Source organism: Streptomyces sp. JJ38, assembly GCF_019303475.1.
In the GTDB taxonomy this organism is placed as follows: domain Bacteria; phylum Actinomycetota; class Actinomycetes; order Streptomycetales; family Streptomycetaceae; genus Streptomyces.
The window spans coordinates 20342-32827 of the sequence record NZ_JABLSI010000029.1 but is presented as its reverse complement, the minus strand read 5'-3'; the positions used below and the strand labels follow the sequence as shown (position 1 = coordinate 32827).

Annotated in this window: 8 protein-coding genes; 2 read left to right on the top strand and 6 right to left on the bottom strand. The window is 73.7% G+C overall.

Annotation, left to right across the window (positions count from 1 at the left end; all coding sequences use genetic code 11):
• Window positions 1-147 precede the first annotated feature (147 nt).
• Window positions 148-1932 (top strand): SDR family oxidoreductase, encoded by a 1785-nt coding sequence (locus tag HPT28_RS17010; protein ID WP_219091955.1) that lies wholly within the window; start codon window positions 148-150, stop codon window positions 1930-1932.
• A 40-nt stretch (window positions 1933-1972) separates the two neighbouring features.
• On the opposite strand, the gene HPT28_RS17005 is transcribed toward HPT28_RS17010, so the two are convergent.
• Together HPT28_RS17005 and HPT28_RS17000 are read right to left on the bottom strand one after the other, a co-directional pair.
• Window positions 1973-2362 (bottom strand): hypothetical protein, encoded by a 390-nt coding sequence (locus HPT28_RS17005; protein ID WP_219091954.1) that lies wholly within the window; start codon window positions 2360-2362, stop codon window positions 1973-1975.
• A 63-nt stretch (window positions 2363-2425) separates the two neighbouring features.
• The gene (locus tag HPT28_RS17000) at window positions 2426-3331 is read right to left on the bottom strand and encodes an LLM class flavin-dependent oxidoreductase (protein WP_219091953.1); all 906 of its coding nucleotides are present in this window, start codon (window positions 3329-3331) and stop codon (window positions 2426-2428) included.
• A gap of 230 nt (window positions 3332-3561) precedes the next feature.
• Here HPT28_RS17000 and HPT28_RS16995 point away from each other — a divergent pair, with 230 nt between their 5' ends.
• Complete coding sequence (locus tag HPT28_RS16995; RefSeq protein ID WP_219091952.1) at window positions 3562-4431, top strand: Cof-type HAD-IIB family hydrolase; 870 nt, start codon at window positions 3562-3564, stop codon at window positions 4429-4431.
• A gap of 45 nt (window positions 4432-4476) precedes the next feature.
• Here the strand turns inward: HPT28_RS16995 and HPT28_RS16990 are convergent, their stop codons facing one another.
• From HPT28_RS16990 to HPT28_RS16975, 4 genes are read right to left on the bottom strand one after another with little or no spacing between them, the layout of a single operon-like run.
• Window positions 4477-6096, bottom strand: a complete 1620-nt coding sequence (locus tag HPT28_RS16990; protein ID WP_219091951.1) for a GAF domain-containing sensor histidine kinase — start codon at window positions 6094-6096, stop codon at window positions 4477-4479.
• Window positions 6097-6142: 46 nt separating this feature from the next.
• Window positions 6143-9829, bottom strand: a complete 3687-nt coding sequence (gene cydD / locus HPT28_RS16985) for a thiol reductant ABC exporter subunit CydD (protein ID WP_219091950.1) — start codon at window positions 9827-9829, stop codon at window positions 6143-6145.
• 4 nt (window positions 9830-9833) lie between these two features.
• Complete coding sequence (gene cydB / locus HPT28_RS16980; RefSeq protein WP_219091949.1) at window positions 9834-10856, bottom strand: cytochrome d ubiquinol oxidase subunit II; 1023 nt, start codon at window positions 10854-10856, stop codon at window positions 9834-9836.
• Between the two features lie 37 nt (window positions 10857-10893).
• On the bottom strand, window positions 10894-12432 hold the full coding sequence (locus tag HPT28_RS16975) for a cytochrome ubiquinol oxidase subunit I (RefSeq protein WP_219091986.1): 1539 nt from the start codon (window positions 12430-12432) through the stop codon (window positions 10894-10896).
• Window positions 12433-12486: the final 54 nt, after the last annotated feature.

Genomic DNA, 12486 nt, shown 5'->3' with positions numbered 1-12486 from the left:
CCCGCCGACCGTAGGGGTTACCGACGGTATCCACAGCCCTTTCGTCTCGGTGTGTGCCGCCATAGGCTGTCCTGGCATCGGACGGCGAACGCCGTATGGGGAGCGTCGTACGGGATCGTCCCACGGGAAACGGGGAGGAGCGGCCACATGGGCAACGGCGGAGGCGCTGGGCTGCCGGCGGAGGTACGCGAGCGCCAGGTCACGACGGCCGAGGGGGTGCGGCTGAGCCTCGTCGAGCTGGGCAGCCCCGACCGGCCGACGATCGTGCTCGTGCACGGCTACCCGGACAGCAAGGAGCTGTGGTGGCCGGTCGCCCGGCGGCTGGCCGGCCGATTCCACGTCGTCGCCTACGACGTCCGCGGGCACGGCCGGTCCACCGCTCCCCGGCCCCTGCACGGGGGATTCACCCTGGAGAAGCTCACGGCGGACTTCCTGGCCGTGGCCGATGCCGTGAGCCCCGACGCCCCGGTACACCTCGTCGGGCACGACTGGGGCTCGGTGCAGGGCTGGGAGTTCGCGACGGCCCAGCGCACCCGGGGCCGCGTCGCCTCCTTCACCTCCGTCTCCGGCCCGTCGCTCGACCACCTCGGCCACTGGATCCGGCAGCGGCGCGCCCGCCCCACGCCCCGGCACGTCGGCCAACTCCTGCGGCAACAGGCCAAGTCCTGGTACGTCCACGCCCTGCTCACGCGCCTGGCCGAGCCGGCCTGGCGCGGCCCGCTGGGCACGCGCTGGCCCACCATGGTGCGCCGCGCGGAAGGCATCACCGACGCCGACTTCCCCTCGGCCTCCCTCCGCCAGGACGCCGTCCACGGCATCTGGCTCTACCGCGACAACGGCCACCGGGTCCGCCGCCCACGCACCGACGCCTACGCCCACGTGCCGGTTCAGCTCGTCGTGCCCACCCGCGACCCCTATCTCTCCCCCGCCCTCTACGACGGGCTGGAGCTGTGGGCGCCGCGGCTCACCCGGCGCACCCTCCCCGTCCGGCACTGGGTTCCCCGGACTCGTCCCGACCAACTGGCTTCCTGGATCGCCGCGTTCGTCACCGAGCACGAGGGTTCCACCGCGGGCCCGGGAGACGAGGCGAGGGCCCAGGGCCCCTACGCGGACCGCTTCGGGGGGCAGCTCGTGCTGGTCACGGGTGCGGCCAGCGGCATCGGCCGCGCGGTGGCGCTGTCCTTCGCCGAGGCGGGCGCCCGGGTCATCGCGGTGGACCGGGACGCCGAAGGCGCCGCCCGCACGGCGGAGACGGCCAGGCTGGTCGGCGCCCAGGAAGCGTGGCCCGAGGAGGTGGACGTCGCCGACGAGCAGGCCATGGAGAAGTTGGCCACCAAGGTCGCCGCGGAGCACGGGGTCGTCGACGTCCTGGTCAACAACGCGGGCGTGGGCGTCGCCGGCCCCCTGCTGGACACCACCGCGGAGGACTGGCGGCGGCTGCTCGACGTCAACCTGTGGGGTGTCATCCACGGCTGCCGCCTCTTCGGCCGGCAGATGGCCGAGCGCGGGCAGGGCGGCCACATCGTCAACACCGCCTCCGCCGCCGCGTTCCTGCCCTCCACCGCGCTGCCCGCCTACAGCACCTCCAAGGCCGCCGTCCTCATGCTGACGGAGTCACTGCGCGCCGAGCTGGCCGGCCGGGGCATCGGCGTCACCGCCATATGCCCCGGCGTCGTCAACACCAACATCACGGCCACGTCCCGGTTCGTCGGCGTGGGCGAGGAGGAGCAGCAGCGCCGCCGGGAGAAGGCCGCCCGGCTGTACGCCCGGCGCGACTACGCCCCGGAGAAGGTGGCCGACGCCGTCCTGAAGGCTGTCGTCCGCAACCAGGCGGTCGTTCCGGTCACTCCGGAGGCCAGGGTGGTGCGGGCCCTCTCGCGCCTCTCCCCACGCCTCCTGCGCGCCGCCGCCCGCCTGAACCTCCCGGGCTGACCGCCCCGGGCCGTCGGGCGGGGGCCGGGCGGCACGAGGCTCAGGGTTCCGGATGCGGGATGACGACGATCTGGTCCTCGTCCTCGTACACGACGCGCCCGGGGTCGGCGGACTCCAGGCGGACGTAGGGCACGCCGTGTGCGTCGAGGATGTCGAGATAACCGCCGATCCGGTCCAGCAGATGGCGGGCCGTGGGCTTGAACCAGGCCACGGCGCCGGGGTTCACCGCAGGGTCGTAGACGGTGGGATCGACATCGGTCGGGGTGGTGTAGGCGGCGTCGTACCAGGCGTTCGTCGTCCGCCGGAACTCCTCCTGCTCGGCGGTGAGCCGGCCCTCGCGGGCCAGCCCGTTCACCGCGAAGAAGATGCCCGGGAGGACGCCCCGGTCATTGGGCGTCGTGCACTGGAACCGGAGGTAGCCGCCTGTCATGCGCGCATCCTCTCACCGACCCCGCCCCTCACCCTGGGGACGGGGTAGCCCGCAGCCGGGGCCTCAGCCGAGTTGAGGCAGGGCCTCGGTGGCGATCTTCTCGAACACGCCCTGCTCCACGGCGAACGGGGAGTCGGGGATCGGCCAGTGGAGGACGAGCTCGGTGAAGCCGAGCCGCGCATGGCGCCCGGCGAAGTCCACGAAGGCGTCCACGGAATCGAAGGGCGTGTTGGCCTCCGGGGTGAAGCCCGTGAGCAGGACCTTGTCCAGCTCCGCCACGTCCCGCCCCACCCCGGCGCAGGCCTCGGCCAGCCGGTCGAGCTGACCGCGCAGTGCCGCCAGCGACTGCTCCGGCGTGCCGTCCGCGAACAGCTTGGGATCGCCGGTGGTCACCCACGCCTGCCCGTGCCGGGCGGCCAGGCGCAGGCCGCGCGGGCCGGTCGCGGCCACCGCGAACGGCAGCCGGGGCCGCTGCACGCAGCCGGGGATGTTCCGGGCCTCGTCGGCGGCGTAGTGGGCCCCCTTGGCGGACACGGCGTCCTCGGTGAGCAGCCGGTCGAGGAGCCCGACGAACTCGGCGAAGCGGTCGGCGCGCTCCCGGGGCGACCAGGGCTCCTGCCCCAGCGCCGTCGCGTCGAAGCCGTTGGTCCCCGCGCCGATGCCCAGCGTGATCCGGCCCCCGGAGACGTCGTCGAGCGAGATGAGCTCCTTGGCGAGGGTCACCGGGTGCCGGAAGTTGGGCGAGGTGACGAGGGTGCCCAGGCGCAGTCGCTCGGTGACCGTCGCCGCGGCGGTGAGCGTGGGCACGGCCCCGAACCAGGGCCCGTCCCGGAACGGCACCCGCCAGGAGAGGTGATCGTAGGTGTAAGCGGTGTGGAAACCGAGCTCTTCGGCCCGCCGCCACTTCGCGCCCCCCGCCTCGTGCCAGCGGTCGACGGGCAGGATCGCGGTGCTCAGACGCAGGCTCATGGGCCCGAGCCTACGACGACGCCCGGCGGCCCCGACGGCCCGGCCGGGGCGCCGGCCGTCGGGGCGCAGAGGACGGCACGGTGCTCTCCGTACGCGTACCGTGCCCGGGCGCCGGAACCCGGGCACGGGCCGGCACGGAGCGCGGGCCGGGGGTGACCGTTGGTGTCCCGGTGACGGCTCGGAGCTCGAACGGGCAGGGCGGTGCCCGAATGTGCGGTCGGTGCGGGATGATGGTCACCGTGACTGATGCTGCCGCTACGTTCCGTCGTCTTCCGCTGCCCCCTCGCGCGCCCCGGCTCATCGCGACGGACCTGGACGGAACGCTCCTGCACGACGACAAGTCGGTGTCCGAGCGCACCGTCGCGGCGTTGGCCGCCGCGGAGAAGGCGGGGATCGAGGTCTTCTTCGTCACCGGGCGCCCGGCGCGCTGGATGGACGTGGTCAGCGAGCACGTACACGGCCACGGGCTGGCCATCTGCGCGAACGGCGCCGCCGTGGTCGACCTGCACCGGGGGCGGGAGATCGTCGAGGTGCGGGAGCTGAGTCCGTGGGCCGCGATGGCCGTGGTCGGCGCGCTGCGCGATGTCGCCCCCGGGGTGGCGTTCGCCGTGGAACGGGCGGGCGGCTTCCACTACGAGCCGGCGTACCCGCCGTTCTTCGAGGACCCGGGCGCGGAGGTGGCGCCGATCGGGAAGCTGCTCGGGGAGGGCGGGCGCGACGCGGATCAGCCCGTGCTCAAGCTCCTCGTCCACCACCCGGAGCTGGACCCGGACGCCTTCCTCCAGCTCGCACGCCGGGCTGCCGGGGAGTTCGCGGAGTTCACCCGCTCCAGCCCGACGGCCCTGCTGGAGGTCAGCGGACGCGGGGTGAGCAAGGCGGGCACGCTGGCGCACTGCTGTGCCGAGCGGGGTATCGCCTCGGAGGAGGTCGTGGCGTTCGGGGACATGCCGAACGACCTGGAGATGCTGACGTGGGCGGGCACCTCGTACGCGATGGCCAACGCGCACCCGGAAGTGCGGGAGGCCACGACGTTCCAGACGCTGAGCAACAACGAGGACGGCGTCGCGGTGACCATCGAAGCGCTGCTCACCTTGCGCTAGAACGTTTCTGCAACCCCCTGGAGGCACCTCCCTCCCGGCGGTGTCTCACAGCGGCACCTCCCAGACGAAGGTGGTGCCCGCGCCGTCCAGCCCCGGGCCGGTCCGGGTCGTACCGCCCAGCTCCTGGGCCCGGCGGTGCAGGTTCGCCAGTCCGCTGTGGCGTCGGCCCGCCGAGCCGGACGGCAGCCCGACGCCGTCGTCGGCGACGGTGAGCCGCACGGCGGGGCGGCCGTCGGGGAACGTCGCAGCGGCGTCCACCGTCACCTCGATGCGGCCGGCCGCGGCGTGCCGCACCGCGTTGGACAGCGCCTCGCGGGCCGCGGCCACCAGGTTCCGCGCCGTCTCCTCGCCGACCAGGGAGTCGACCATCCCGGTGAACGTCGCGGAGGGCGGGAAGCCCGCGGCCTCCCCGGCGGTGCGGACCTCCCGCAGGACGCGGGAGCGCAGGGAGTCGTCGGGGCGCTCCACGGGGCCCTGCTGGAGCGCGTAGATCGCGGTGCGGATCTCCCGGACGGTGGCGTCCAGCTCGTCGACGGCCTGGGTGATCCGCTGCCGCACCTCGCCCCGCGGCCCCAGCCCGCCCGTCCGGTCGGCGCTGCGCTGGGCGCCCTCCAGCATCATGCCCGTGGCGAAGAGCCGCTGGATCACGAGGTCGTGCAGGTCCCGGGCGATCCGGTCGCGGTCCTCGTAGACGGCCAGACGTTCCCGGTCCCGTCCGGCCTCGGCCAGCAGCAGGGCCAGCGCGGCCTGGGAGGCGAAGCGCTGGGCGAGAGTGCGCTCGGTGGCGGTGAACAGGGGAGCGCCCGGCCCCCGGGGGACGGCGAGCATGCCCAGGATCCGGCCCTCGCTGCCCAGCGGCAGCATCATGCTCGGCCCGTACCGGGCGGCGGCCCGGGTCATCAGCCGGGGATCGGTCGCGCAGTTCTCGACGAACACCGGCTCGCCGAGCAGGAGCGCGCCCACCAGCGGGCTGTGCGGCGGGAGCCGCAGGCCCAGCAGTTCGTCGGGGTCATTCGCGGCGGCGGCGACGATCCGCAGGCCGCCCTCCTCGGTGGGCGTGAAAACGAGCCCGGCCGCGGCGTCCGCGAGTCGGCGGGCCTGCTCGGCCACGACGGAGAGGGCGTCTCCCGTGCCCCTCAGGAGGGCGGTGGTGAGGGCGGCGCTGCCGTCGATCCAGCGGGCACGCTGCCGGGCCGACTCCAGCAGGCGGGCGTGGCCGATGGCGATGCCCGCCTCGGTGGCCACGACGCGGACCAGGTGGAGGTCGGCGTCCGTGAACGGCTGCCCACCCGACTTGTCACTGAGATAGAGGTGTCCGAACGGTTCGTTCTGCACGCGGATCGGCACGCTGAGGAGGTGCGCGTCCGGGCGGCCCCGGACGCGTCGCCGCATGAGGGCAGCGTCTCCATGGGTGATGAAGTCCTCGACGTGGGCGCTCTCCTCCGCCCCCAGGACGCCGATCGCGGCGTGCCGGGCGTCGGTGAGCGCCGCCGCCGTGCGGACGATGCGGTCGAGGACGGTCCGCAGATCGACGTCGGCGCCGATCGCCACCATGGCCTCCAGCACCTGGGGCAGCCGGCGGACCAGCTCGGGGGTGAGGCTCTGCAGCGACTCGGCGGCCAGCTGCTCGGCGAGGGAGCCCGCGTCCGGACGGTGCCGTGCCATGGCCACCCTCCCTCCGGACGCGGTCACGCGGCTCGGGGCACCCGACTCAGGACACGGGGGCCGGGGCGTCCTGGGGTGCGGCTCTCCCTCCAGTGGACTTCAGGGCGTCGGCCTCCGCCTCCCGGGCGAGCAGGTCGCGCAACGGCCCCTCGACGGCCGCGAGCCGCGCGTAGGGGCCGCGCTGGACACAGCGGCCCTGGTCAAGGACGAGCACCTCGTCCACCGCCTCCAGCCCGGCGAGCCGATGGGTGATCAGGACCGTCGTCCGTCCCTCGGTGGCGGCGAGGAGATCCGCGGTCAGTGCGTCCGCCGTCTCCAGGTCCAGATGCTCGGCCGGCTCGTCCAGGACGAGGACGGGGAAACCGGCCAGCAGCGCCCGGGCCAGGGCGAGCCGCTGCCGCTGGCCGCCGGAGAGCCGTGCCCCGTGTTCGCCCACCGGAGTGTCCAGGCCCTCGGGCAGGGTCTCCGCCCAGTCGAGCAGCCGCGCCCGGGCGAGGACTCGGCGCAACGCGTCGTCGGACGCGTCGGGGCTGGCGAGGCGCAGGTTCTCCCGCAGCGTGGAGTCGAACAGGTGGGCGTCCTGGGCGCACAGGCCCACCCCGCGCCGCACGGTGTCCGACGCGTACGCGCGGGCGTCCGCGCCGCCGTACGTGTAGCTGCCCGCCTCCGGCTCGAGGAAGCGCAGGAGGGAGTGCGCGAGCGTCGTCTTCCCGGCGCCGGAGGGGCCGACGACCGCGACCCGGCGGCCCGGAACCAACCGGAGGTCCAGCCCGCTCAACGCGGGGCGCCGCTGGCCGGGATGGCGCACCGTCAGACCGCGCAGTTCCAGGGGGAACGGGTCGGCGGGGGCGGGCAGCGGCTCGGCGGGCTCCCGCACCGGGTCGGGCAGGTCCGTCGTCTCGTACAGCCGTTCGGCGCTGCGGCGCACCCGTTGGCGGTACTGGACGGCTGAGGGCAGGCCCAGTACCGCCTCGAAGGCGGCCAGCGGGGTGAGGACGACGACGGCCAGGCTGACCCCGTCGAGCCGTCCGGCCTGCACGGCCTGGGCTCCGAAGGCCGCCGCCGCGGCCACGGTCGCCCCGGTGATCAGCGCTGTTGCGGCGCCGGCCAGGGCCGTGGCCCGGGCCCCGCGCGCCGCGACGCCGGTCAGCTCCGCGTCGGCGCGGCGGACGGCGGCGAGGCGGGACGGCAGTGCGCCGGCCACCGTCAGCTCCCCGGCGCCGGTGAGCAGGTCCAGGGTGCGCGCACTCAGGGTGCCGCGCGCCGGGGCGAGCCGGCGCCCGGCCCGGCGTGCCACCACGGCGGTCAGCGCAGGCACCCCGATGCCCGCGAGAGCCAGCCCCACGGCCAGGGCCGCCCCGGCCTCAGGCAGCAGCCAGGCCGTGAACCCGGTCGCCCCGAGGGCCACCGTGACCGCGGCGGCCACAGGCAGGAACCAGCGCAGGAAGTAGTCCTGGAGTGCTTCAACGTCCCCGACGAGCCGGGCCAGCAGATCTCCACGGCGGCTACGGTGCAGGGCGGCCGGTGCGAGGCGCTCCCACCGGGTGAAGACGCCGACTCGCAGCTCGGCCAGGACGCGCAGCACGGCGTCATGCGAGACCAGCCGCTCGGCGTAGCGGAAGACCGCACGCCCGATACCGAAGGCCCGCGTCGCGGTGACGGCCATCAGCAGATAGAGGACCGGCGGTTGTTCCGAGGCTCGGGAGATGAGCCAGCCGGAGACCGCCATCAAGCCCACCGCGCTCGCCAGGGCCAGCGCTCCGAGGGCGGTGGCCAGCGCGAACCGTCCACGCAGCGCTCTCCCCGCCTCCCGCACCCGTGCCAGCGGGTCGGCCGCACCCGGTGTTCCGGGGTGGAGCATGGTTCCGCCGTCGAGGGCGGAGTCGGCCGAGGACCGCGGTGCGACCGGAGCCCGAGAGGGGTCCGCTGTCGCGGAGAGGTCCGGTTTCACGTGAAACACGGTCTCGCCGGAGCCCTCGTCGGCCCGTTCGACCGCGATGTGGTCAACCGGGAAGGAGGTGCCAACGTCGCCCGGGCCAGGCGCGGTCTCCGGCCTCGCCGCGGCGTCCGCCTTCACTGCGGCGTCCGCTTCCGTCGAGGGCCCGTCCGCCTCCGTCGACGCCCCGTCCAGCCGCACGACCCGGTCCACGACACCGAGCAGGGCCGGGCGATGCACGACCATCAGCACGGTACGGCCCCGTGCGAGGCGGCGGACCGCCTCGACCACGGCCGCCTCGGTCGCCCCGTCCAGCGCGGCTGTCGGTTCGTCCAGCAGCAGCACCGGCCGGTCGGCCAGGAACGCCCGGGCCAGCGCCACCCGCTGCCGCTGTCCCGCGGACAGACCGGCACCGCCCTCCCCCAGCTCGGTGGCGGGGTCCAGCTCCGGCGCCCCCGCGTCCCGCAGCGCCGTGCGGACGGCCTCGTCCCCCGCCTCGGGGCGCGCCAGCCGCACGTTGTCCGCGATCGTCCCGGCGCACAGATACGGCTGCTGGGACACCCAGGCGATCTTGCTGTGCCAGTCCACGAGATCCAGTTCGGCGAGGTCCACGCCGTCGACCCGGACCCGGCCGGCGTCGGGGCGGGTGAAGCCGAGCACCGTGCTGAGCAGCGTGGACTTCCCCGCGCCGGACGGTCCGACGAGGGCCACCACCTCCCCGGCCCGCAACGTGAGGTCGGTGGCCGGCAGGGAGGCGGTGCCGCGACCCTCGTGCCGGACGGTGACGCCCTCCAGTTCGATGCGGCCCACCGGGCCCACCGGGCGCCCGCCACCGCGCGGAAGCGGGGTCTCCAGCACGGTGAACGCCTCGTCCGCGGCGGACAGGCCCTCGGCCGCGGCGTGGTACTGCGCGCCGACCTGCCGCAGCGGCAGATAGGCCTCGGGGGCGAGGATGAGCACGACGAGCCCGGTGTAGAGATCCAGCTCGCCGTGCACGAGCCGCATGCCGATGCCCACCGCCACCAGCGCCACCGAGATGGTGGCCAGCAGTTCGAGCGCGAAGGAGGACAGGAACGCGATGCGCAGGGTCCGCATCGTGGCCCGCCGGTAGTCGCCCGTGATGGCCCGGATGTTCTCCGCCTGGATCTTCGCCCGGCCGAAGACCTTCAGCGTCGGCAGCCCGCCCACCACGTCGAGGAAGTGGTGGGAGAGCCGGGAGAGCAGCCGCCACTGACGGTCCATTTGGGACTGGGTGGCCCAGCCGATGAGCACCATGAACACCGGGATGAGCGGCAGGGTCACCGCGATGGTGGCGGCGGCGATCCAGTCCGACCACACGATGCGGGCGAGCACCGCCGCCGGCACCACGACCGCCAGCCCCAACTGCGGGAGGTACCGCGCGAAGTAGTCGTCGAGGGCGTCCACGCCCCGGGTGGCGAGGGTGGTGAGCTCACCGGTGCGCCGTCCGCCCAGCCAGGCGGGCCCGAGCGTGGCCGCATGGGTGAGCACCCGCGTCCGCAGCTCGGACTTCACCGCGGCGCTGGAGCGGTGGGCGGCGAGCTCGGTCAGCCAGGCCACCGCCGCCCGCCCGGCCGTGACGGCCAGGAGCAGCAGGAGCGGCCGGGCGAGCTCACCGGCGTCCGCGCCCTGCTGGAAGGCGCGGACGACGAGCTCGGCGAGCAGCATGGCCTGGGCCATGACGAGCCCCGCCCCGGCGAGCCCGAGCACCACCGCGGCCAGCAGGAACAGCCGGGTGGTGCGGGCGTGTCGGAGGAGCCGCGGGTCGATGGGCCGCATGACGTCAGCCGGTGGCCGCGGGCCCGTGCGGATCGGGGGCGATGTGCTGCGTGCCGATCCGCTTGCGGAACACCCAGTACGTCCAGCCCTGGTAGAGCAGCACCAGCGGGGTGGCGATCAGCGCGCACCAGGACATGATGGTGAGGGTGTAGGGGCTGGACGCGGCCTCGTCCACGGTCAGGCTCCACTCGGCGTTCAGCGAGGAGGGCATGACGTCGGGGAACAGCACGAGGAAGAGCATGGCGACCGCGGCCACGACGGTGACGCCGGAGAGGCCGAAGGCCCAGCCCTCCCGGCCGCGCAGGTTGGCCACCATGGCCGCGATCAGCCCCGCCACGGCAACGGCGAAGGCCACGAGCGAGGCGGTGCCGCCCCCGTCGGCCTGGGTGGCGCCGAGGAAGCCACCGGCCAGCACGGCCGTGCACACGCCGAGGCCGGTGGCGAGGCGGCGAGCGCGGGTCCGGATGTCGCCCACCGTCTTGAGCGCGGTGAACACGGCGCCGTGGAAGGTGAACAGGGCCAGCGTGAGCAGGCCGCCGAGCAGGGCGTACGGGTTGAGCAGGTCCAGCAGCGTGCCCGCGTACTCCTTGTCGGCGTCTATCGGGACGCCGCGGACGAGGTTGGCGAAGACGACACCCCAGAGGAAGGCCGGCAGCGCGGAGCACCAGAAGATCGCGTGCTCCCAGTTGCGCTGCCAGCGCTCCTCCGGGCGCTTGGCCCGGTACTCGAAGGCCACGCCGCGCACGATGAGGCTGACCAGGATGGTCAGCAGGATCAGGTAGAAGCCGGAGAAGAGGGTGGCGTACCAGTCGGGGAAGGCGGCGAAGGTGCCGCCGGCCGCGGCGAGCAGCCACACCTCGTTGCCGTCCCAGACGGGGCCGATGGTGTTGATGAGCACGCGACGCTCGGACCGGTCGCGCGCGAGGGCCTTGGTGAGGACGCCGACGCCGAAGTCGAATCCCTCGAGGAAGAAGTAGCCGGTCCACAGAACGGCGATGACGATGAACCAGAGGGTGGGGAGTTCCATGATGCTCCTTTCCGCGCTGTCGTGGGGTCGGCGTCGGTCAGTAGGAGAAGGCCATCGGCCGGTCCTCGTCGGCGGCGCCCGAGCCGGAGGACGGGCCCCCGCCGATGCGGGTGGGCGGGTTGCGGTCGGCGTCGGTGAGCTCCGGCGGCCCGGCCTTGGCGTACTTGGCCAGCAGCCGGACCTCCACCACCGCGAGCACCGCGTACAGCAGGGTGTAGACGGACATGGAGGCGATCACCTCACCCTGGGAAACGCTGGGCGAGACGGCCGCGGACGTCGGCAGGACGCCGTACACGGCCCAGGGCTGGCGGCCCATCTCGGTGAAGATCCAGCCCCAGGCGTTCGCGATGAGGGGGAAGGCCATGGTGAGCAGGGCGACGCGCCAGTACCAGCGGGTGAGGGTGGGGCCGAGCTCGCGGCCGCGGGTGAGGGCGAGGCGCGGCACCTCGTCCTCGCCGGTGCGCAGTGCGGGGGCGAGCCAGAGCTTCTTGCGGGTGAGGTAGAGGCCGAGGGCGCCGAGGGCGAAGGACGTCATCCCGAACCCGATCATCCAGCGGAAGCCCCAGTAGGCGACGGGGATGTTGGGCCGGTAGTCGCCGAGCCCGAGTTCCTCGTCAAACCGCTCCTTGAGCGCCTCGTTGGTGTCGTTGATGCCGGGCACGGGCGTGCTGAAGTCGTCGTGGGCCAGGAAGGAGAGCAGGCCGGGGATCTCGATCGCGACCTTGTTGTGCCCCTCGTCCACGTCGCCGTAGGCGAACACGGAGAAGGGCGCGGGCCCTTCCTCGTCCCACAGGGCTTCGGCGGCGGCCATCTTCATCGGCTGCTGGTCATACATGATCTTGGCCAGCCGGTCGCCGCTGACGGCGACGAGGAGCCCGCTGATCACCATGGTGACCAGGCCCAGCCGCAGGGAGGTCCGCATGACGGCGACGTGCCGACGGCGGATCAGGTGGTAGGCGGCGATGCCCACCATGAAGGCGCCTCCGGTGAGGAAGGCCGCGGTGATGGTGTGGGAGAACTGCGCGACGGCGGTGTTCTGGGTGAGCACGTGCCAGAAGTCGGTCAGCTCCGCCCGGCCGGACTCCGGGTTGATGCGGTAGCCGACGGGGTGCTGCATCCAGGAGTTGGCGGCCAGGATGAAGTACGCGGACAGAATGGTGCCGATCGCGACCATCCACATACAGGCGAGGTGGATGCGCTGGGGCAGTTTGTCCCAGCCGAAGATCCACAGGCCGATGAAGGTGGACTCGAAGAAGAAGGCGATCAGGGCCTCGAAGGCGAGGGGTGCCCCGAAGACGTCGCCGACGAAGCGGGAGTAGTCGGACCAGTTCATGCCGAACTGGAACTCCTGCAGGATGCCGGTGACGACGCCCATGGCGATGTTGATCAGGAAGAGCTTGCCCCAGAACTTGGTCGCCCTGAGGTACTTCTCCCGGCCGGTTCGCACCCAGGCGGTCTGCAGGCCCGCGGTGAGCGAGGCGAGCGAGATCGTCAGGGGGACGAAGAGGAAGTGGTAGACGGTCGTGATGCCGAACTGCCAGCGCGCCAGCGTCTCCGGCGCCAGGGCGAGGTCCACGTGCACGTCGCTGTCTCCTTCACGTCGCCGCGAGCGCGGGAACGCGCACGGCTG